At 68.3% G+C, this 21,161-nt stretch carries 15 protein-coding genes; 3 read left to right on the top strand and 12 right to left on the bottom strand.

The genetic code is table 11. From position 1 onward, the window contains the following. Position 1: 1 nt before the first annotated feature. The 4 genes from J2X20_RS19975 to J2X20_RS19990 all read right to left on the bottom strand — a co-directional run bounded on the left by J2X20_RS19975 (position 2) and on the right by J2X20_RS19990 (position 3,662). Complete coding sequence (locus J2X20_RS19975; protein WP_310268409.1) at positions 2–1,060, bottom strand: uroporphyrinogen-III C-methyltransferase; 1,059 nt, start codon at positions 1,058–1,060, stop codon at positions 2–4. Between the two features lie 112 nt (positions 1,061–1,172). Further along, positions 1,173–1,913 carry a uroporphyrinogen-III synthase gene (locus tag J2X20_RS19980; protein WP_310268413.1) on the bottom strand — a complete coding sequence of 247 codons (741 nt, stop codon included), beginning with the start codon at positions 1,911–1,913 and terminating at the stop codon, positions 1,173–1,175. Further along, positions 1,910–2,836: a hydroxymethylbilane synthase gene (gene hemC, locus J2X20_RS19985; protein ID WP_025563709.1), complete on the bottom strand. Its 927-nt coding sequence runs from the start codon at positions 2,834–2,836 to the stop codon at positions 1,910–1,912. Before hemC ends, J2X20_RS19980 begins: the two co-directional genes overlap by 4 nt. A gap of 7 nt (positions 2,837–2,843) precedes the next feature. Beyond that, complete coding sequence (locus J2X20_RS19990; RefSeq protein WP_310268417.1) at positions 2,844–3,662, bottom strand: helix-turn-helix domain-containing protein; 819 nt, start codon at positions 3,660–3,662, stop codon at positions 2,844–2,846. A 65-nt stretch (positions 3,663–3,727) separates the two neighbouring features. Between J2X20_RS19990 and J2X20_RS19995 the strand changes: the two genes are divergently transcribed. Further along, positions 3,728–4,369 (top strand): glutathione S-transferase family protein, encoded by a 642-nt coding sequence (locus tag J2X20_RS19995; protein WP_310269974.1) that lies wholly within the window; start codon positions 3,728–3,730, stop codon positions 4,367–4,369. On the opposite strand, the gene J2X20_RS20000 is transcribed toward J2X20_RS19995, so the two are convergent. From J2X20_RS20000 to J2X20_RS20030, 7 genes are all read right to left on the bottom strand, one after another. Beyond that, positions 4,347–6,587 (bottom strand): DUF6445 family protein, encoded by a 2,241-nt coding sequence (locus J2X20_RS20000; RefSeq protein WP_310268419.1) that lies wholly within the window; start codon positions 6,585–6,587, stop codon positions 4,347–4,349. The genes J2X20_RS19995 and J2X20_RS20000 overlap by 23 nt on opposite strands. Positions 6,588–6,595: 8 nt before the next feature. Beyond that, positions 6,596–7,588 carry a cupin-like domain-containing protein gene (locus tag J2X20_RS20005; protein ID WP_310268421.1) on the bottom strand — a complete coding sequence of 331 codons (993 nt, stop codon included), beginning with the start codon at positions 7,586–7,588 and terminating at the stop codon, positions 6,596–6,598. 5 nt (positions 7,589–7,593) lie between these two features. Next, a complete protein-coding gene (locus J2X20_RS20010) occupies positions 7,594–8,289 on the bottom strand; it encodes a SapC family protein (protein ID WP_310268424.1) in 696 nt (231 codons plus the stop codon). A gap of 8 nt (positions 8,290–8,297) precedes the next feature. Continuing rightward, a complete protein-coding gene (locus J2X20_RS20015; protein WP_310268425.1) occupies positions 8,298–9,971 on the bottom strand; it encodes a tryptophan halogenase family protein in 1,674 nt (557 codons plus the stop codon). Positions 9,972–10,029: 58 nt separating this feature from the next. Next, positions 10,030–13,098, bottom strand: coding sequence for a TonB-dependent receptor (locus J2X20_RS20020; protein ID WP_310268427.1), 3,069 nt, complete (start codon positions 13,096–13,098; stop codon positions 10,030–10,032). Positions 13,099–13,609: 511 nt separating this feature from the next. Then, a complete protein-coding gene (locus J2X20_RS20025; RefSeq protein ID WP_310268429.1) occupies positions 13,610–14,299 on the bottom strand; it encodes a response regulator in 690 nt (229 codons plus the stop codon). Then, entirely contained in the window at positions 14,296–15,795 is a 1,500-nt protein-coding gene (locus J2X20_RS20030; RefSeq protein ID WP_310268431.1) for an ATP-binding protein, read from the bottom strand. Before J2X20_RS20030 ends, J2X20_RS20025 begins: the two co-directional genes overlap by 4 nt. A 104-nt stretch (positions 15,796–15,899) precedes the next feature. Here J2X20_RS20030 and J2X20_RS20035 point away from each other — a divergent pair, with 104 nt between their 5' ends. Together J2X20_RS20035 and ppc are read left to right on the top strand one after the other, a co-directional pair. Continuing rightward, positions 15,900–17,147: a cytochrome-c peroxidase gene (locus tag J2X20_RS20035; protein WP_310268434.1), complete on the top strand. Its 1,248-nt coding sequence runs from the start codon at positions 15,900–15,902 to the stop codon at positions 17,145–17,147. Between the two features lie 90 nt (positions 17,148–17,237). Beyond that, a complete protein-coding gene (gene ppc / locus J2X20_RS20040; RefSeq protein WP_310268437.1) occupies positions 17,238–20,024 on the top strand; it encodes a phosphoenolpyruvate carboxylase in 2,787 nt (928 codons plus the stop codon). Here the strand turns inward: ppc and J2X20_RS20045 are convergent. Then, a complete protein-coding gene (locus J2X20_RS20045) occupies positions 20,021–21,088 on the bottom strand; it encodes an outer membrane lipoprotein (RefSeq protein WP_310268439.1) in 1,068 nt (355 codons plus the stop codon). The two genes, ppc and J2X20_RS20045, sit on opposite strands and share 4 nt — an antisense overlap. Between the last annotated feature and the right edge of the window lie 73 nt (positions 21,089–21,161).

A 21,161-nucleotide genomic window follows, 5' to 3' on the forward strand; every position in this document is an offset into this window, starting at 1 on the left:
ATCAGCGGCCCGCTGCAGCGGCAGTCAAGGCGGCCAGCGTGTCATCCGGCCGCGGCACGCTGACCTGGCGCGCCTGGCCCGACACCTGGCGCAGCAGCTCCGCCACGCCGGCCACCTTGCGTGAGCGGGTGTCGAAGTAGCGGTTCAGCATCTCCTGGCTGTCACGCAGATCGGACTGGGCGGTATCGAACTGGCGGCTCAGCAACGCCAGGCGGGCATTGAGCAGGCGCAGCTTGAGATTCTCACGCAGGAAGAAGCTCTGGTCGGGCGAGATCAGGGCTGCCTCCGGGTGGTCGATGCGGGTCACGCGCAGCAGGGTGCGAGCCTCGCCCCAGACCAGGCCGGTCCAGCTGGAGAGCTGCTGGCTGGCCTGCCACCACCACAGCGAGAGCTTGCCGTCAGCCGCTGCCGCGGCCTGCTCACGCTGCAGCTTCAGCGCCCGCTCGCGCTCCTTGGCCGCATCGCCATTGCGCTCGTCGCGCGGCTTGGGCGCGGCCTCGTTGCCCGACACCAGGGGCAGCTCGTCCGCCATGCGCACGACTTCGTCAAGCTTGATGGTCAGCGTGGACACATCGACGACAGCGACCGCCTTGACGCGGTCCAAGTCGCGCGCGACCGCGCGGCGCACGCCTTCCATGCGCGGCTGCTTGTAGCGCAGCAGGCGCTCGTCGGCCTGCTTGAGCGTAGCCACCAGGGGCTCGGCGCTGCCGGTGATCTGGGTCTGCTGCAGGGCCACGCGGATGGCGGCCTCGATGTCGCCAACGACGTTCTCGTCGCGAGAGCGGGACATGGACTGGATCAGCTCCTCGAGCTGGCCGCGCTGCAGGGCCACTTCGGCCAGGCGGGCGTCCAGCAGCGAGACCTTGGCGGCCGTGTCGCGCACGAGCTCGGCGGACTGCTTGGCGGCCAGCCGCGCCTCGGTCGCCTGGGCCTGGCTGGCCTCCTGGCGGCGCACCAGCTCCTGCTCCAGCGACTGCTGGCGTGACAGGCTCTGCCAGGCCAGCACGACGCACAGCAGCACGGCAGCACCCAGCAGGGCCAGCAGCCAGGGCAGCCACACCGGCAAAGCGGCAGGGGCAGCAGGAGCCGCAAGGGCAACAGGGGGCGGCGGGGCGGCGGGCTCGGCCGCGGCGACAGCAGGAATCGGCTCGGTCACAGTGCGCCAGATTCTGTCAGAGGCCTTTCAGGGCCTGAGTCACCGCTTCAGGGGCGGGTCGCGCCAAAACCACAGGATCGAAACCGGCGGCACGCGCGGCCTCGGCAATGCGTTCATGGGTGGCGATGGCGCGCTGGCCGGCCAGGTGCAGGCCCTGCAGATGGCCGACGGCCTCGGCGCTGCTGAACAGCCACACAAAGCCTGTGGGCTCTGCGCGAACGGCGTCCAGCAAGGCCAGCTCGGCGGCGTCGAAGCGGGGACCGGCGCGGTGATAGGTCGTCACGGCCTCGACCTGGGCGCCGGCGGCCGTCAGCTGTTCGGCCAGCCACTCACGGCCGCCATCGCCGCGCAGCAGCAGCACGCGGGCAGCGGCCCAATCGCGCCGGGGTGACAGTTGTTGCCAGAGGTGTTCGGAGTCCAGGCTGGCAGCGTCGGCCGCGGGCTGGACGACCTGGCCCGCCGACACGCCGTGCTCGATCAATGCCTGGGCGCTGCCCGGCCCGACGCAGGCCGCCAGCGTGTGCGCCGGCCAGGGGCGGTCGGCGTGCTGGAAGAACTGTTCGACGGCGTTGGGGCTGACGAAGACGGCCAGGTCGACGTCCGCCAGCCCTGCCCAGGCCGCCGCGACCGGCGCGGCATCACGGGCCGGCAGGATCTCGATGAGAGGCAGGGCCACGGCCCGCACGCCCAGCTCGGCCAGGCGCGCCAGCCAGGCCGCGCATTGCGGCCGGGGGCGGGTGACGATCAGCGTCGTCATCCAGGGAGGTAGGAACCTGCACCCAGCTCGCGCAGGCGGGCCGCGGCCTGCTGGCCCAGGGCACGGGCCGCATCGACCTCAGCCACCTCGGCGGCGACACCGGCACGCAGCAGCGGCGAGGTGTGGGCTTCGGCATGCCCCAGGGCCGCGTCCAGGTGCAGGCGGCCGCCTTGCCAGCGCGCATGGGCCGCCAGCGGCAGGCTGCAGCTGCCACCCAGGGCGCGCGACACGGCACGCTCGGCCTCGCAGGCCAGCAGCGTCGGCTGATGGACCAGTTGGGCCAGGGCCGCGTGCAGTGCGGCGTCATCGGCGCGGATCTCCAGGCCCAGGGCGCCCTGCCCTGCGCAAGGCAGCATCTGGTCGACCTCGAAATAGCCGCGCACGCGGTGGGCCAGGCCCAGGCGCTTGAGGCCGGCCGCGGCCAGCACGATGGCGTGATAGCCGCCTTCGTCGAGCTTGCGCAGTCGCGTGTCGAGGTTGCCGCGCAGGGGCTCCACGCGCAGGTCGGGCCGCAGGCTGAGCAGCTGCGTCACGCGGCGCAGGCTGGAGCTGCCGACGACGGCGCCCTGGGGCAGCTCGGCCAGCGTGGCGTAGTCGTTGGAGACGAAGGCGTCGCGTGGGTCTTCGCGCTCCAGCACGGCGGCCAGCACGAAGCCCTCGGGCAGCTCCATCGGCACGTCCTTCAGCGAATGCACCGCAAGCTGGGCACGGCCTTCGGCGAGAGCCGTTTCCAGCTCCTTCACGAACAGGCCCTTGCCGCCGATCTTGGACAGGGTGCGGTCGAGGATCTGGTCGCCGCGCGTCGTCATGCCGAGCAGGGCGGCGGTGATGCCGAGTTCGCCGGCGAGGCGGGCCTGCACATGCTCGGCCTGCCACAGCGCCAGGCGGCTTTCGCGCGTGGCGATGGTGATGGAAGTGGTCATCGCGTGATTATCGAGGCGGGCTGCGATAGGCCTGGGGCGGCTTGCCCACCAGGCGGCTGAAGTCGCGGGTCAGGTGGGCCTGGTCGTAGTAGCCCAGGCGCTGGGCCAGGTCCGCCAGGTCCAGCTCGGCCCCGCTGGCGAGCTGGTCGGCCGCCTCGTGCAAGCGATAGCGGCGGATGACCCATTTGGGGCTGACGCCGACATAGTCACTGAACCAGGCCTGCAAGGCGCGCATGCCGACGCCGGCGCGCTCGGCCAGCTCGTCCACGCGCGTCAGCGTGGGGTCGTTCTGGGCCTGGACCAGCAGCGCGTTGAGCCGGTCCACCTTGGGGTCGGGCTCGCCCAGCAGCGGGCGCAGCAGGTTTTCCGCGGCGGCGATCATGCCGGCGTCATCGGGCTGGCTCAGCACCGCCTGCTCAGCCGCGGCATCGTCAAGCGGCAGCACGGCCGACAGCGGCAGGTGGATGTCGGTGATGGTGTGCAGCGGCCGCTTGAGCAGGCCGCGAAAGCCGCCGGGGCGAAAGCGCAGGCCCAGGCCCCGGTTGGCGCCGGTCAGGCGATGCTCGTAGGAGCCGCTGACGACACCGAAGATGGCGGTCAGCTCGGCGTCGAAGACGATGTTGACGACCGGATAGGGCAAGGTCCGCTGCACGAAGTCAGGCTGGCCGCGCAGGTCCCATTCGACGATCCAGTGGTAGTCCAGAAACGGCGCCAGGTCGGGCGCGGGCTCGTAGCGGGCAAGGCGGAATTTTCGCTGCGCCGTGGCCGGGTCGACGACACCCTTGGCCCGGCTGGTCACGGCGCGCAAGGGAGCGGTGTCGGTCATGCGTGTTTTTCCAAGACGGCGGCGGGGGTCGCAGCCTACAACGGCACCACCTTCATCCCACCCGAATCGCCATGAGCCGCTTCGTCACCCTCTTCCACGCCCCCAACAGCCGCTCTGCCGGCGTGCGCATCCTCATCGAGGAACTGCAGGCCGAGCATGAACTGCATGTGCTGGACCTGCCCAGGCAGCAGCAACGCGAGCCTGCCTATCTCGCTGTCAATCCGATGGGCAAGGTGCCGGCCCTGCTGCACGACGACGTGCTGGTCACCGAGCAGGCCGCCATCTACCAATACCTGGCCGAGCTCTATCCCGAGCGCGGCCTGGTGCCGCCGGTGGGCGACCCGCTGCGCGGCGCCTTCCTGCGCTGGATGGTGTTCTACGGCTCCTGCTTCGAGCCGGCGATGACGGACCGGGCCCTCAAGCGCGAGGAGGGCGCGCCATCCTGGTCGCCTTATGGAAGCTTCGACAGCGTCGTGCAATTGGTGCAGCAGCAGCTGGCCAATGGCCGGCCCTGGTGGCTGGGCGAGCGCCTGACGGTGGCCGACTTCCTGTGGGGCCATGCGCTGGCCGACATGCTGGCCTTCCAGATGATGCCGGCCACGCCGGCCGTCGAGGCCTATGCCGTGCGGCTGCGCTCCCGACCCGCCGCGCAACGCGCGCTGGCGCTGGACGCCGAGCTGGCGGCTAGGCAGGCTGGCGGCTCTTGAAGAAGGCGTTGATGGTCAAGCGGCCCATGCCGGTCTGATAGCCGGCCTGGGCAGCGGGCCAGTCGATGTCGCCGCTATGGAAGATGCTGCCGCTGTAGAAGATGGCGCGGTTCCATTTGGCGGGTACCCGGCCGATGACCTCGAAGTAGCGGTTGCTCTGGGTCATGTAGCCGGGCGCGATGCCGTACTTGTCGCCGAAGGCGCTGCCATCCAGCGTGGTGGAGTCGCCCATGAACTGGCGCGTCTGGGCGTCGGACATCAGCGAGCGGAAGAACACGGTGCCTCCCAGGCGCTCGTCCTTGAACAGGTAGTGCACGGACGCCGAGATCATCTCGCCCGGCTCGATGGCGGAGTCGTCGCGGTGGCAGATACGCTGGCGCGGGTCCAGCGTCGCGGCATCCTGCGTGACCCGGGAAAAGCGGCCGGACATGCCCAGCCCCGGGCCTGCACCCAGCCGCGGGCGCAGGTGCTGGTCGAAGAAGGCGCCCAGCGGGCCGGCAACACCGTCGGTCAAGCCCAGCAGCGGGCCGGGATAGGGATGACCGGCGGTCTGCTGGAACTGGCCGGCCTGGGCTTGGGCGAGCGCGACGAGGGCGTCGGGGTCTTGCGCGAAGTCGTCGACGACATAGACGGTCGCGCCGTTGGACAACTGCACCGTCTCCAGACGGGCGTTGGGGTTGATGCGCAACTCGGGTCCGACGGGGGGGGTGTTCGTGGCCAGGTCGAGCTTGGGCGCGGGGCAGAAGCTGTCAATGAACTGCTGGTGCTTGGGCAGCTTCATCAGCGTGCGCGCGACATCCTTGCGGATCTCGCCGAGGAAGTCGGCGAGGTTGCGGTTGTCCATGTTGCGCGTGATGGGGTGGTGGCTGGCGGGCTGGATGCCCTGCCCCATCATGACCTGCACCCAGGAGTTCTCGGCGAACAGCTCGCCCTGGTCCAGCATGATGCGTCCGGTGTCGCGGAAGTGCTGGATGCGGTGCTTGAGCAGCGGTGGCACGTCCATCTCGCGGCACTGGCGCCAGAAGGCCGAGTCGCTGCGGTTGGTGACGTGGTAGTGCAGGATGATGAAGTCGCGGACGACCTCGATCTGCTCGCGCGCCTGACGGTTGTATTCGTCGATGTCGCTCTGCTGGACGCCGTTGCTCGGGAACAGCTCGACGAGGCGTGTCAGGCCCTTCTGGATGAGGTGGATGCTGGTGGATTCCAGCGGCTCCAGGAAGCCGCTGGACAGGCCGATGGCGACCACGTTCTTCTTCCAGACGACCTCGCGCTGGCCCGGCGTGAACTTGATGACGCGCGGCTGGCGCAGCACCTGCCCCTGCACGTTGGCCAGCAGCGCGGCCTTGGCCTCGTCATCGCTGATGTGCTTGCTGCTGAACACGACGCCGTTGCCGACGCGGTGCTGCAGCGGGATGCGCCACTGCCAGCCCCAGGGGTGGGCAATGGAGCGCGTGTAGGGCACGGGCTCGCCGACGGACTCGGTCTGGACGGCCAGTGCGCTGTCGCAGGGCAGCCAGTGTGACCAGCTCTCGTAGGGCACGCCCAGCGTCTCGCCCAGCAGCAGCGAGCGCATGCCGGTGCAGTCGATGAAGAGGTCGCCCTCGATCAGCGGCCCGTCGGTCAGCTGCAGGCCGGTGACGTCGCCGCTGGCGGCATCGGTATGGACCTTGGCGATCTTGCCCTCAATGCGCTGCACGCCGAGGTTCTCGGCGAAGCGGCGCAGGTACTGGCCGTACAGCGTCGCGTCGAAGTGGTAGGCGTAGCTGATGCCGTTGTCGGGCAGTGTCGCGAACCGGTTGTCCCGTCCGGCGCGCAGCTCCAGGCAGTAGTCGTCGTAGCTGCTGGCCAGGCCGCGCTTGCGGCCTTCCAGCCAGAAGTGGTGGAAGCCGGCCGTCCAGTGGCCCTTGCCCGTCTTGCCAAAGGAGTGGAAGTAGTCCTCACCGACATTGCGCCAGTTTTCGAAGCTGATGCCCAGCTTGAAGGTAGCCTGCGTGGCCTGGATGAACTCACGCTCATCCAGATCGAGGATCTCGTGCAGGATGTGCAGCGTCGGGATCGTCGCTTCGCCGACGCCAACCGTGCCGATCTCCTCGGACTCGACGAGACGGATGTCGACCTGCTTGCCCAGGCATTTGGACAGGCCGGCGGCCACCATCCAGCCCGCGGTGCCACCACCGGCAATGACGACGCGGCGAATGGGTTGGGGCGCTTGATTCATGGGCGGGCTCATCGTTTGAGTCGGTTCTGCAGCATCGAACGCAACAGCCGGGCGCTGTTGTCATTCATGGGCGCGAGGATGCCGCGCGCGGCTGGCGGGATGTGGGCCGCGGTCTGCTCGTCGGCGTCGAAGATGTAGTGGTCGAACAGCGCGCGCCAGGCATCGCGCTGGGCCGGCGGCAGGTCGCGCAGCGACAGCAGCGCCATCATCAGCGTGTTGAGCGGCGTGTCCATGAAGGCGGGCGACTGCCGCCACCAGAAGTTCACCAGCGCGCTGATGGGCTCCAGCGATTCCACGCCATGCCACCACTGGCTGGGGATGAAGAGGGCATCGCCCGGCAGCAGTTCGAAGGTCTGCACATGCTTGAGCGCCTCGGCATAGCGTGGGAAGCGTTCAAAGTCAGGCCTGGCGTGGTCTACCAGGCTGATGGGCTGGCCGGCCGGCGTCAGGTCGAGCGGGCCGATGTAGAGATTGGCGACCTGCTCGGGCGGGAACAGCGTGAAGCGGCGCCGGCCCGCAACGACGCAGGCGATGTTGTCGGGCAGGTCGAAATGCGCGGCCACCTGCATGCGGTTGCCCAGCCACAGGCTCACCATCGGGTTGAAGCCGGCCAGCGCGCTCAGGTCGTTGGGCTGGCGCAGGCCGGGGAAGCAGCGGTCGACGTCGGTCGAGCCGAGGTACAGAGCGTCGGGCGTGCCGGCAAGCAACTCGTCCAGCAGCGCCCCGAAGGTGTTGACCTCATGCTGGAAGTTGAAGCCGCTGAAGTCCGCGTTGTAGAAGAAGCGCCCGGCAATCTCCGGCTCGCCTCGCCACAGGCTCAGTCGCGTACTCGCGCCAAAGCCCCGCAGGTAGTCGCAGAAGTCGACGTTGGAACGCTGCGCGGCCTGCACGAGCGGCCAATGCCGCACCAGCCCACGCAGCACCACAGGCTGGGTGGACTGCAGCACGTCGGCCGGGATCGCCCCGAGGGCCCCGGCGTTCACATCGCTGCGTTCCAGCATGGGCCTCACTCCTGACGGGCGAGATGGCGCTTGATGAGCTTCGTGAAGTTGGACAACGACGCGATGGCCATGTAGATGGGCTGCAGGTAGTCGGCTTGATGCAGCAGGCCCACGATGCTGGCATCCAACGCGGCCAGCCGCTCTTCGTGGATGATGTAGTAACCCACCAACTGGCCGTGCGAGCCGTCCGGCCGCTCGACGTTCAGAACGAATGACTCCAGCAAGTCGTGCGCCATCAGCGTCTGTGTGAAATCGGCCGTGGCCTGCATGCCTTCATGCAGCGTGCGCAGCACGGAGTTGGCGTTCTCGGTGAAGTCGGTCGTGCCGCCATGCGGCATGAACACGGCCTCCCCCTCGGCGCCATGGCTGATGCGCTTGCTGTCCATGTCCACCATCATGCGCAGCTCGTCATCGGCGATGCCAATGGAGAACGGCAGGCGCTGCACGGACAGCGGCAGGTAGTCGGCGGCCCAGCCGCCTTCGGTGAGGAACAGGTTCTCACCCTCCTGCAGGCCGAACAGCACCGCCGGCACGAAGCCGCCCTTGTCGTCCGGCTGGAAGACGATGGGGTAATGCGCCTGGAGCTTGCGGAATTCGTCCACCGTGACGGGCGCCGACATGATGTCGTCGCCCCATTGCGCGCCGCGTTCGGTGATGACGCGCAGGTCCTTGTGCTGGATATTGTTGAGCAGTTGCAGCATGGGTTCGGTCAGGGTGCTGGGCGGCCGGCAATACCGTGCTCGCGGATGTGTTGGATGAGTTCGCGGTGGCGGGGCAAAGCGCCCAGCAATCGTCGGGTGATTGTCGCTACGTCCTTCAGGCCGGCAACGGCTGCGGCGCGCCGGTCTGCACGCAGGGCGCGCAGCGCAGGCTTGAACCCCATGCCGTAGAGCACGTACTGATAGCTCGCCGCGGGGAAGACCTCCTCGTTGCGATAGAAGTCGTTGCGAGACGGCGCGCGGTGGGCCCAGAGCTGCAGCAGATCGCGCAGCGAATCGGGCTGCGTCTCGGCGCTGCGGTGCTCGCGCCAGTAGTCGGCGTCGTCGCGACGGCTCAGCACGTAGTGCAGTTTCAGGAAATCGATGATGCGCGACCAGCGATACGCGAAGGCCTCGTTGAAGCGCCTGGCGACGAGGTCCATGTCGGCCCGGTTGGCGGGCATCTCGTCGCGGATCATCGCGGCCGACAGCTCGACCAGCGCCAGCGCCGACGCCTCCAGCGGCTCGATGAAGCCGGCCGACAGCCCGACGGCGACACAGTTGCGATGCCAGAAATGCTCGCGGTAGCCAGGGTCGAAGCGCAGACGCCGCGGCGAAACATCGGCGTCGGCCAGCCCGCTGCGCTGCAGGTAGGCCAGCAGCGCCTGTTCGGCGGCCACATCGTCGGTATGGCTGCTGGAATAGACCAGTCCGATGCCCCGGCGCGTGGGCAGGCCGATGTCCCAAGTCCAGCCTTCGGCATGCGCCGTGGAGATGGTGGCCGATGCCAGCGGCGCCTGGGGGTCGGCGTGCGGCACCTGAATGGCCAGCGCGCTGTCGTTGAAGAGGACGCCCTTCTCGGAACGCAGGCCGACACCGTAGTGCTGGCCGAGCAGCAGGCTGGCCATGCCCGAGCAGTCGATGAAGAGATCGCCTTCGAGTTCGCCGTGCTCGCGGGTCGCGAGCGCCGCGATGTCGCCGTTCTCATGCGGGCGGACGGCAGTGAAATGATCGACGACGTGGCGAACGCCAAGCACGGTCGTCGCATGCCGGCGCAGCAGATGGCCGAGCTTGACGGCGTCGAAGTGATAGCCGTAGTTGAGGGCACCGCCAAAGTCCGGCGTCGTCGTCTGCTTGGGCGCGAGGCGCGCGTCGCACACATGCGGCTGCGCCCCGACCGTTTCGGCAAACGCGTGTTCGCCGCCCGCCTGCAGCCAAATGCCGGCAAGGTCGGCCTCGCCATGGCCGTGAGGCAGCGTGAAGGGGTGGTAGTAGCGATCACCCGCACCGCCGTGCAGCCAGCCGTCAAAGCACGAGCCCTGCTTGAACGCAGCGTCGCATTCGCGAATCAGGTCGACTTCACTGAGGCCGATGCGATGCAGCGTTGCACGCATCGTCGGCCAGGTGCCCTCGCCGACGCCGATGGAAGGCACATCGGGCGACTCGATCAGCGTGATCTGCAATGCGTCGGGCGCATCGCCGCCGAGTTCAGCGGCCAGCGTCGCAGCGGTCAGCCAGCCGGCCGAACCACCTCCAAGCACCACGATGCGTCGAACGGCTGTCGTCAACTCGGAGTTCATTCCGCAAATGTATGGGCCGTGCGGGTGGGGGGCACCGCGCAAGAGCCGAGGAGTTCTGCAAAGAAATTTGGCCGGGGCGGGCGTTTGCGCGCCCGCCCCGGCCAACATCAGCCGCTCGGCGAGTCACCCCGAAGGGCGTTTACCGGGCGGCGGTGCTCATCGCTCAGAAGCGATAGCGAGCACCGACCAGGTAACGGCGGCCCGTCTGGATGGCGGAGATGATCTCGTTCTTGCTGCGGCCATGGGTGCGGATGTAGCCATCGTTCAAGTTCAGCAAGTCGGCCTGCAGGGTCAGGTTCTTGCCAATCTTGAAGCCGATGGACGCGTCCACCTGACCATAGGCCTCGGTGTACCGCGGGTTGTTGCCGTTGTCGTTACCCAAGAGGAACGAATCGCGCCAGTTGTAGGCGGCACGAATCGACCACACCTCGTTTTCGAAGAATCCCACCAGGTTGGCAGAATCGCTGACACCCACCAGAGGCGACTGCACATCGGTGCTTGAAGCGTCGTTGCGGTACTTCAAGCCGCTGCTGACCTTGGTGTAGTTGCCCGAAACACCGAAGCCACTGCTGGCGAACATGTGCTGGAAGTTGAACTCCAGGCCCTTGATGTTGTCGCCACCGGCATTCGACGGCGTCGTGATGTCGAAGACCAGCGGCTTGGCGCCGGGGACCGTGCCCGAAATGTTGCCCTTCAGGAAGTTCGGGTCGCTGGCATCGGTGACCGTGACGCCCGGCTGGCCGTTGTAGTGCTGGAAGATGTAGTTGCGCAGCAGCTTGGGACTGTCAGCAGGAATACCCGCCGCCCGGGCGGCGTCGAAATACGTGCCGCTGGCAGGCTGGTTCAGGCCGGCGAACGTTTGCTCAACCGTCTTCGTGGTGAAGAAGTCGGTCACCTTCTTGTAGAAGGCGCCCGCTGCCACATACGACGACTTGGCGTAGTAGTACTCGGCGGACAGGTCCAAGTTCTTGGACTTGAGCGGCTTCAGTGCCGGGTCACCGGTCGAACCGGCGCCGTGGATGTTGTAGCGGCCCGAGTTCGCGTTCAGAGCAACACCGCCCAGCATGCTGCCGAAGTCCGGGCGACCGATGTTCACGCCGTAGCTCGCACGCACCTTGATGTCGGACGTCAGGTCGGCATCCCAGTCAATGCTGGGCAGCCAATAGCTGTACTTGCCGTCCTTGGTACCGAAGGTCGTGGTTGCGCCATCGAGCCTCACCTCGTTTTCCGCATACCAGGTGGTGCCGTTGTAGGAGGTGACTTGTGACGAGGACGTGATCTTCGTCTGCTCATAGCGCAGACCGACCGACAGGTTCATCGGGATGGACGTGTCGAACGCGTGGTCCCACTGGCCATAGGCCGCGGTGGACTTCTCGGTGGTGCGCCAATCGTTGCCGTTGGTGAAGTCGGTATACGGCTTGAAGTAGGCGTCTGCCTCTGCCGCACTCAGCGGCGCGCCGGGCGGGAGCGACGTCGGACGGTACGACTGCGCGTTCTTGACGGCCTGCGCACGCAGTTGTTCGAAGTTCGGCACGAAGAACGTCGGGAACTGGCGCGCGTCGCCGCTGCCGGGAATCCGGCCGTAGAAGCTGGCGATGTTGTACTGGGCCACGGTCATGTCTTTGAACGAGCCTTGCGGGCCGATGCCACCCCAGTCGCCGTGGAAGTTGTTCGAGCCGGCCGAGCGGTTCTTCAGCTTGGTGAAACCAAGACCCGCCAGCAGCTTGTCATCGGTGCTCAGCTTGTAGGTGCCGCTGACCTGGACCTGGTCGACGTCCTGGTACGAAATGTTGTTCGTGAACTGAGAACCCGTGACGGTGGTCTTGTTGGCGTCGTACTTCAAGCCGGGCGACTGCATGACCGGGAACTTCTGGTCGTAGAACATCGTCGTGTTGCCCTGGTTGAACAGTGCCAGGTCAATGACGTTGGTGTCGCCATAAGGGCTGTCCGGATTCGTCCGGGACGTCGACTTATGGGCGTCGAAATCAATGTTCAGCTTTTCACTGACCTTCCATGCCGCATTGAAACCGGTGGAGTTCAGCTTGGTCTTGATTGCCTGCTGGGCAGCGTACATCGCGTAGTCGTGCGTGCCGTCCCACGTGGCCGTCTGGATGATCGGGTCGTAGACCTTGCTCGTCGCGGAGAACGTCGTGGGCGGCTGGCCATTCAAGGCGCCCGAGAACGAGGGGCCGAACCAGGAGGAGTTCTCAATGGCGTTCTGCTTGGTCGCGTTGATGGCAATCGTGTGGTCCAGCGTGAACTTCAGGTCCTTCGTCGGGGCAAACTGCAGGACGGCCTGACCGTTCCAGCGCTCGCGCTCCAGATCGGTCACGCGGTAACGCACGTCATTCGTGTGCGTGACGTAGTTGCCGCTGGTCGGGAAGTTGCTCAGGTTGCTGGCCGGAACACCCGCGTAGGCGGTGCCTGCCGTACCGCTGGTGACGGGCTCGGTTTGCCACCCGTTGCCGGTGAACGCGTTGTTCGAGCCCGAGTTGCGCTTCGAGTAGTTGCCGCTGATCGAGATGCCGATCGTGCGGTCCGCGAAGGACGTGCTGTAGATGCCGGAGACCTCTGGCGTGACCTTTGAGCCCGCAATCTCGCTCGGCAGGCGGCCGATCGACTGGTCATAGTTGGCCTTGATGCCGATGCTGGCGATGGTTTCGCGTACATCCAGCGGGCGGGCCGTCTTGACGTTGATGGTGGCGCCGATACCGCCCGTCGGCGACGAGGCACGAGCGGTCTTGTACACCTCCAGCGCGGAAACTGAGTCGGAGGACAGGTTGGCAAAGTCGAAGGCGCGGCCGGCACCATTGGAGGTCGGCATCTGCCGGCCGTTCAGCAGCACCATGTTGAACTGCGGGCCGACGCCGCGAACGGTGACTTGCGAGCCTTCACCGCTCATATTGCGGTCGATGGACACGCCGGCGATACGCTGCATCGACTCGGCGAGGTTGGTGTCAGGGAACTTGCCGATGTCTTCAGCAACGATGCCGTCTACCAAACCGTGGTTATCGCGCTTGAGCGTGACAGCGCTGTCTAGCGACTTGCGAATGCCCGTAATGACGACGGTCTCCAGGGACTGCGCGGCTGGGGCGGCTGCGGTGCCGGTCTGCTGAGCTTGAACAGCCGCAGCACCCGTCAATAGCGCGATCGACGAGGCCCACGCCACCGGCTTGAGTTGCCGTGCGAACTTGGGCTCTCGCCGGGTCTTGGAATTCTGTGGGTGTTTCATTTGTCTCCTTACTTGCTTGGCCGGCTCTTCGTAGCCGATTGATGACGACTTCATGGCCCGCTGACGACAGTGCTTGGTAGCGTTACCAACATCCCTCAAAAAAAGAGATGCCCTTTGCAGGTGCCGGTGTACTGTACGTTTTGGCCTCCCCACGACTGCTGGGGTTTACGCGAGTTGATCATGCTGTGTGCGCAATCAACAACACCTGTAAAAGCGACTCTTTCCGGGGTGTCCAGCAGCGATTCCTGCACAGCTACCCAGCCATCGGGACGAGTCTTGGTAGCGATCTCAGCCGAATGCCTGAGATCACCTCGATCTGCGGATCAATTCAAATAGACAACGCTGTCAACGATATCCGAATCTAGAACCGGATTCAATTGCGACCGCAGTCTGGTTTACCCGGAATGGGGCCTGGGCGCCCCGGATGGATGCCTCGGGCACCAGGGAAGTGCCCCTCGTTTCGGCTTCAGCGCACCGCCCTGGCCAGTTGCCTATAAGCGACGAGGTGTCGTCAGGCCAGATCCAGCCGGTAGCCGACGCCGTAGACCGAGGTGATGCATTCCTGGGCCGGCTCCAGGGCCGCGAGCTTGCGCCGGATGTTCTTGATGTGGCTGTCGACAACGCGGTCGGACACATCACGGAAGTCCTCATGGATGAGGTCCAGCAGTTGCGCCCTCTCGAAGACCCGCCCCGGGTGCTGCAGCAGCTGGCGCAGCAGCCGGAACTCCACCGGCGTCAGCGCCAGGGCTTGCTCCTGCCAGACGATGCGCTGGCCGGCCTCGTCGACCGAGAAACCGCCGCCCGCTGGCACCAGCGTGACCGGCGCCAGCCGGCCCTGGGCCCGGCGCAGCAGGGCCTTCACGCGCGCCACCAGCTCGCGCGGGCTGAAGGGCTTGCAGACATAGTCGTCCGCACCCAGCTCCAGGCCCAGCAGCCGGTCCAGCTCCTCGACGCGCGCGCTGTTGATGAGGATGGGCACGTCGCTGAAGGCTCGCACGGCGCGGCAGACCTCCAGGCCGTCCAGGCCCGGCAGCATCACGTCCAGCAGCACGGCCGCCGGCATCGGCCCGGTCTTCAGCCTCTGCAGCGCCTGGCGGCCGTCGGCCAGCCATTCGCTGCGATAGCCGGCCGCCTGCAGATAGTCGCGCACCAGGGCGGCCAGCTTGGGTTCGTCTTCGACGATCAGGATGAGGTCGCTCATGGGCTCCCCTCGGGTTTGAGCGGCAGCGTCAACACCATGGCCAGTCCCCCCAGCGACGAGGCCTCGGCGCGCAATCGGCCGCCGTGCGCCTGGGCGATGGCGCGGGCGATGGCCAGGCCCAGGCCCGAGCCGCCGAAGGCGCGGCTGCGCGAAGGGTCGGCGCGGTACAGAGGATCGAAGAGTCGATCCAGCTCGGCCTCGGGCACGCCGGGCGGCGTGTCTTCGATGCGGATCTCCACCGCCGCGCCCAGCGGACGCGCCGCGACCTGCAGCAGGCCCGGCGCCTCGGTATAGCGCAGGCTGTTCTCCAGCAGATTGGCCAGCAGCTGGGAGACGCGCACCGCGTCCCAGCGCGCGGCCGGCAGCACCTGGGGCAGCGGTGCCTCGATGACCAGGCCCCGCGCCTTGGCGCGTGGCGCGATGCGATCCAGGGCCGCCTGCAGCAGAGCCGCCGGCGCAACGGGCTCGAACTCGCAGGGCAAGGAGCGCAGCTCCGACGTGGCGAGCAGATGGAAGTCCTCGACGAGGCGGGACAGGCGCTTGATCTCCTCCTGCAGCGATCCCAGGGCCACGCGATCCAGCGGCCGTATGCCGTCCACCAACGCCTCCACCTCGCCGCGCAGCACGGCCAGCGGCGTGCGCAGTTTATGGGACAGCTCGGCGATCCAGCGCTGGCGGCTGCTCTCCAGCCGCTGCAGGGCCTCGGCCATGCCGTTGATGTCGGCATGCAGGCCGGCGATCTCGCTGGCCCCGCTCCCGTCCCGCGGCGCGGGCAGGCGCACATCGAACTCGCCCGCGGCGATGCGCCGCGCCGCCACCTGGGCCTCGGCCAGCGGACGCGCCCAGCGCACGGCCAGCAGGCGCGCCAGCACCAGGGCGACGATGAGCACGCCGCCCGCCACCAGACCCAGGCCGATGTACTGGCGGCGCAGGAAGCTGGCGTCCACGCCTTCAGCCGGCCCGGCACGCTCGGCCAGGCGCAGCACCGCCAGGGTCTGGCCGTTGAGCTTGACGGCACGGGTCTGGCCCGGCCGATCCAGCGTCTCGCGCCGGCCGGCCAGCGGCGTGATGCCATCCGCCGCCAGCACGACGACGCGCGGACCGAAATTGGACGGATCGCGGCGCGGCGGGGGTGGATCGCGGCGCAGTTCGGGCGGCGGCTGGCGGCCTTGCGGGCCACCGCGCTCGGGGGGCGGCGGATCGTCGGGCCAGCCACCGGGCGGCGGCCCTTCGGCCGGGCCGCCACGCCCCGTCGACACGCGCACCGCATCCAGCCATTCACGCAGCACCGGCCTGAGGTCCTGGGGCAGGCCGCCGCGACGGGCCAGATCGCGCTCGGCGGCTTCCATCAAGCGCGTCAGGTGCTCGCCGTCCTGGGCCTGCAGATAGTCGGAGAAGCCGGCCCGCAGATTCCAGACGACCAGGCCCGCCACTGCCGCGACGGCGGCCAGCGCGATGGTGATGAGTAGCAGCGAGAGCTGATGGACAAGACGCATGCGCGCATCTTGCCGGGCAACTGTGGAGGCAGCCTCCACAGTTTCTCCATGCTGGCCCCACGCTCGCCCGGGAAGCTCGCGGCATTCCAACAACGGAGACCGCCATGCCCATGCGCCACGCCCTGCTGCCCGCCTTGCTGATCTGCCTGCTCGCCGGCTGCGGCGGTGGCAGCGGAGGCGCCACCGCGACGGCAGCCGACGACGACGCCAGCGCCGATGCTGCCGCATTACGCCGCCCACCCCAACCGGCACCCGCCCCTGCTCCCGCGCCGGTCCCAACACTCGCCCAGGTGGGCGACCGCCTGTTCGAGGAGACCAGCCTCTCCGCCAGCGGCAAGCTCGCCTGCGCCAACTGCCACGTCGAGGCGCGCGGCCACGCCGACGCCGCCGGCAGCTTCCTGCCCCTGGGCGGCACCGACGGCACGCATCAGGGCCTGCGCTCCTCGCCCAGCGCCCGCTACCTCGACCAGGCCGGCGCCTTTGGCTTCGACGCCCAGGGCCGGCCGCGCGGCGGCCTGTTCTGGGATGGCCGCGCCAACAACCGCACCGAGCAGGCCCGCGGCCCGCTGTTCAACCCCGACGAGATGGCCAATGCCGATGTCGGCGCCCTGGCGGCCAAGCTGCGCGCCCTGCCCTATGCGGCCGACCTGCGCGCCGCGGCCAACCTGCCGGCGGCGGCCACCGACGACCAGCTCGTCGACGCTGCCGTCACGGCCATCGCCCGCTACCAGGCCGACGACGCCAGCTTCCACCCCTTCACCAGCAAGTTCGACGCCGTGCAGGACGGCCGCGCCAGCTTCACCGCCCAGGAGCAGCGCGGCCTGAACCTCTTCAACGACCCGCAGCGCGGCAACTGCGCCAGCTGCCACAGCAGCCGCCCCGCGCCCGGCCTGAACCGCGCCCTGTTCACCGACTTCAGCTATCACGCCCTGGCCGTACCCCGCAACCAGAGTCGGGCCACCGCCAATCCGGCCTTCTTCGACCTGGGCCTGTGCGCCCGCAGCGACCTGGCCGGTCGCGCCGACCTGTGCGGCCTGTTCCGCACGCCGACGCTGCGCAACGTCGCTTTGACGGGACCGTACTTCCACAACGCCCGCTTCGCGTCGCTCGAAGACGTGGTCGCCTTCTATGCCACCCGCGATATCGACCCGGCGCGCTGGTACCCCAACGTCAACGGCCAGGTCCAGCTTTACAACGACCTGCCGGCCGCCTACCGCAGCAATGTGCAGCAGGGCGCCCCTTTCCGCCGCGCCGGCCAGCCGCCGGCCCTGAACGCCCAGGACGTCGCCGACGTCGTCGCCTTCCTGCGCACCCTCAGCGACGGCTTCACGACAGCACCGGCTGCGCAGTGAAGGGATCCGCTTCAGAGAAGAAACTGCTAGAGTTAGGGAGAAGTAACTTGGTTACTTCTCCTATAGCAATTCCTTCTCGGACGACCCGCCATGCCTCCACGAGCCGCCCCTGCCCGCACCGAAGTCGACAAGAACGAACCCCTCGTGGCCGACATCCGGCTGCTCGGGCGCATCCTCGGCGACGTCATCCGCGAACAGGAAGGCCGCGAGGCCTACGAACTGGTCGAACGCATCCGCCAGCTGGCCGTGGCCTACCGCCACAAGCACGACAAGGAGGCCGGCAAGCGCTTCGACAAGCTGCTCAAGAGCCTGTCCGGCGAGCAGGCCGTCAGCGTCATCCGCGCCTTCAGCTATTTCTCCCACCTGGCCAATATCGCCGAGGACCGCCACCACATCCGCCGCCGCGATGTGCACGAGCGCGCCGGCAGCCTGCAGCCCGGCTCGCTGGCCTATTGCCTGGAGCATCTGCACGAAGGCGGCATCCGCCCGACCGAGATCGCCGAGGTGCTCAGGCGTGGCTTCATCTCGCCGGTGCTGACGGCCCACCCGACCGAGGTGCAGCGCAAGAGCATCCTGGACGCCGAGCGTGCCGTCGCCGGCCTGCTCGAGGCACGCGACCGTGCGGGTACCGAGCGCGAGCTGCGCGAGGCCGAGGGCCTGCTGCGCGCCCGCATCACCCAGCTCTGGCAGACGCGCATGCTGCGCTACTCCAAGCTGACAGTGGCCGACGAGATCGAGAACGCGCTGTCCTACTACCAGTCGACCTTCCTGCGCCAGATCCCCAAGCTCTATGCCGAGCTCGAGGAGCATCTGCCGGGCGAGCAACTGCCCAGCTTCCTGCGCATGGGCCACTGGATCGGCGGCGACCGCGACGGCAACCCCAACGTCGGCGCCGCGACGCTCAAGCGCGCCATGCAGCGCCAGAGCGAAGTGGCGCTGCGCCACTACCTCACCGAGCTGCACGAGTTGGGCGCCGAGCTGTCCATCTCGCTGCGCCTGACCGGCGTGTCGCCCGCCATGCAGGCCCTGGCTGAGCGCAGCCCCGACCAGAACGCGCACCGCATGGACGAGCCCTACCGCCGCGCGCTGACCGGCATGTATGCCCGCCTGGCCGCCACGCTGCACGCCCTGACCGGCACCGAGGCCCTGCGCCATGCTGTCGCGCCGCAAGACCCCTACCGCACGCCCGACGAACTGCTGGCCGACCTGCGCACCCTCGAAGCCTCGCTGAAGACCCACCATGCCGAGGCCCTGATCGCGCCGCGCTTGGCGCCGCTGATCCGCGCCGTGCAGGTGTTCGGCTTCCACCTCGCCACGCTGGACCTGCGCCAGAGCAGCGACCAGCACGAACTGGTGCTGGCCGAGCTGCTGGCCGTGGCCCGCATCGAGGGCGACTACTCGGCCCTGGACGAAGCCGCCAAGCGCACCCTGCTGCTCAAGCTGCTCAACGACGCCCGGCCGCTGCGCGTCATCGGCGCCAGCTACACCGACAAGGCCCAGTTCGAGCTCGCCACCTTCGAAGCCGCCCGCGAGGCCCTGGCCCGCTTCGGCCGCGAGGCGCTGCGCCACTACATCATTTCCCACACCGAGTCGGTCAGCGACCTGCTGGAAGTGGCCCTGCTGCTGAAGGAGACCGGCCTGCTACGCGGCACGCTGGACGGCTATGCCAGCAGCGACCTCATCATCGTGCCGCTGTTCGAGACCATCGGCGACCTGCGCATCGCGCCGGAGATCATGCGCGAGTTCTACGCCCTGCCCGGCGTGCGCGGCCTGGTGGACCGCAGCGGCGGCGAGCAGGACATCATGCTGGGCTACTCGGACAGCAACAAGGACGGCGGCATGTTCACCTCGTCCTGGGAGCTGTACCGCGCCGAGATCGCGCTGGTGGAGCTCTTCGACGAATTGAAGCGCGTCGGCCCCATCACGCTACGCCTCTTCCACGGCCGCGGCGGCACCGTCGGCCGCGGCGGCGGCCCGAGCTACCAGGCCATCCTGGCCCAGCCCCCCGGCACGGTGAACGGCCAGATCCGCCTGACCGAGCAGGGCGAGGTCATCGCCTCCAAATACGCCCACCCCGAGATCGGCCGGCGCAACCTGGAGACCCTGGTCGCCGCGACGCTGGAGGCCACGCTGCTGCACCCGACGCAGAGCGCGCCCAAGGCCTTTCTGCAAGCCGCCCAGGCCCTGTCGGACGCGAGCTTTGCGGCCTATCGCGGCCTGGTCTACGACACGCCGGGCTTTGCCGACTACTTCTTTGCGTCAACGCCCATCCGCGAGATCGCCGAGCTCAACATCGGCTCACGCCCGGCCTCGCGCAAGGCCACCCGCGCCATCGAGGACCTGCGCGCCATCCCCTGGGGCTTCTCCTGGGGCCAGGCCCGCGTCGCCCTGCCCGGCTGGTGCGGCTTCGGTTCCGGCATCGAGGCCTTCCTCGGCGAGGAACCGGCGCAACGCGCCAAGAACCTGGCCCTGCTCAAGCGCATGCTCAAGGGCTGGCCCTTCTTCCGCGCCCTGCTGTCCAACCTCGACATGGTGCTGGCCAAGACCGACCTGGCCCTGGCCGAGCGCTATGTGGAGCTGGTCGAGGACAAGAAGCTGGGCAAGCGCATCTTCGCGGCCATCCGCGCGGAGTTCGATCTCACCCAGGCCGCGCTCAACCTCATCACCGGCGACGCCAAGCGCCTGGCGGCCAACCCGTCGCTGGCCCGCTCCATCGAGCACCGCTTCCCGTACATCGACCCGCTCAACCACCTGCAGGTCGAGCTGATGCGCCGCTACCGCCGCACCCAGGCCGACGACCCGGCCATGGAGCGCGTGCAGCGCGGCATCCACCTGTCCATCAACGGCATCGCCGCGGGCCTGCGCAACACCGGTTAAGGCCGATAGGCCGCCAGCGTGTCGCCGACGACGCGCACCGTGTCGCCCGCGCGGAAGGGCGGCGGATCGGCATAGACCACGGTGCGCTGCTGGCCGTCGTTCATGCGCACCAGCACCTCGTACTGGGTGCGCTCGTTGTGGCGCTTCTGGATCTCGCGGCCCAGCAGCGCGCCGCCGACGGCGCCGGCCACACCCGCTGCCGTGCGGCCATCGCCCTTGCCGAACTGGCTGCCGACGACCGCGCCCAGCACGCCGCCGGCCACCGTCCCGAGCACCCGGCCTTCGCCATCGACCTGCACGGCGTTCACGGCCTGGACGGTCGCGCAGTCATAGCACGCGGCCTCGGCACGGCGCGGCGGCAGGCTCACGCCGGCATAGGCATTGGGCACGCTGCTGCGCACGCTGCGGTCGCCCAGGCGGAGCTGGGCCGTCAGCGGCCTTTCGGTATCCACCCAGGCGCCGCGCGGCAGCGCATAGGTGCCGGCGTATTCCCCGGGGCGGATCTCCTCGAGGATGATGTTGCGGGTCTCGCTGCCCTGCAGCAGCACCGAGGCTTGGCCGCCCGGCGTGCCACGTACCGAATAGCGCAGCACCTCGGCGCGGCCACGCCCCGGCTCACGCACGACTGTGGCGGACTGGATCTCCGGCATCAGCGCCTGACCAGGCACCGGCCAGCCCACCTGCAGGGCTTCGCCCAGCAGGGCCGTCGTCACCCGGTTGTCACGGCGCAGATTGGCATGCACGCGGGAGTCCGGCCCGATGCGATCGGAGCGGCCGATGATGTAGCCGCCCTCATAGCGGCCTGCGCTGGTCTCCTCCAGGCGCACCGTGCGACGGCTGCCGTCGATCTGCAGCAGCACGACCGCCCCCGGCGTGCCCCAGACCGTGAAGTTCAATTCGGCACCGGGTTCCAGCCGGTCCACCTGCTCGACGTCGAAGCCGGTCACACGCAGCGCCGCCACCTGGCTGCTGCGCTGCGCCTGGGCGGGTTCGGCCAGGAAGGGAGTGCCGGCCACCAGCGCGCAGGCCAGGGCCGTTGCCGAGAAATGCATGGCGTGCTTCATTGCGCGCTCCTGTTGATTGGGGAGCCTCAGTCTGGTCGCCAGCGCGGTGCAACAGATATCAGTCCCCAGCCTG

Origin of the sequence: Roseateles saccharophilus, assembly GCF_031458095.1 — a bacterium.
GTDB classification, from domain to species: Bacteria; Pseudomonadota; Gammaproteobacteria; order Burkholderiales; family Burkholderiaceae_C; genus Pelomonas; species Pelomonas saccharophila_A.

Excerpts from the sequence above, each read along its gene's own strand:
- ppc (WP_310268437.1), top strand. The coding sequence starts at position 17,238 with ATGCCTCCACGAGCCGCCCCTGCCCGCACCGAAGTCGACAAGAACGAA.
- J2X20_RS20030 (WP_310268431.1), bottom strand. The coding sequence starts at position 15,795 with ATGCGTCTTGTCCATCAGCTCTCGCTGCTACTCATCACCATCGCGCTG.
- J2X20_RS19990 (WP_310268417.1), bottom strand. The coding sequence starts at position 3,662 with ATGACCGACACCGCTCCCTTGCGCGCCGTGACCAGCCGGGCCAAGGGT.
- J2X20_RS20045 (WP_310268439.1), bottom strand. The coding sequence starts at position 21,088 with ATGAAGCACGCCATGCATTTCTCGGCAACGGCCCTGGCCTGCGCGCTG.
- J2X20_RS20025 (WP_310268429.1), bottom strand. The coding sequence starts at position 14,299 with ATGAGCGACCTCATCCTGATCGTCGAAGACGAACCCAAGCTGGCCGCC.
- J2X20_RS20005 (WP_310268421.1), bottom strand. The coding sequence starts at position 7,588 with ATGCTGGAACGCAGCGATGTGAACGCCGGGGCCCTCGGGGCGATCCCG.
- J2X20_RS20010 (WP_310268424.1), bottom strand. The coding sequence starts at position 8,289 with ATGCTGCAACTGCTCAACAATATCCAGCACAAGGACCTGCGCGTCATC.
- J2X20_RS20035 (WP_310268434.1), top strand. The coding sequence starts at position 15,900 with ATGCCCATGCGCCACGCCCTGCTGCCCGCCTTGCTGATCTGCCTGCTC.
- hemC (WP_025563709.1), bottom strand. The coding sequence starts at position 2,836 with ATGACCACTTCCATCACCATCGCCACGCGCGAAAGCCGCCTGGCGCTG.
- J2X20_RS20020 (WP_310268427.1), bottom strand. The coding sequence starts at position 13,098 with ATGAAACACCCACAGAATTCCAAGACCCGGCGAGAGCCCAAGTTCGCA.
- J2X20_RS20000 (WP_310268419.1), bottom strand. The coding sequence starts at position 6,587 with ATGAATCAAGCGCCCCAACCCATTCGCCGCGTCGTCATTGCCGGTGGT.
- J2X20_RS19980 (WP_310268413.1), bottom strand. The coding sequence starts at position 1,913 with ATGACGACGCTGATCGTCACCCGCCCCCGGCCGCAATGCGCGGCCTGG.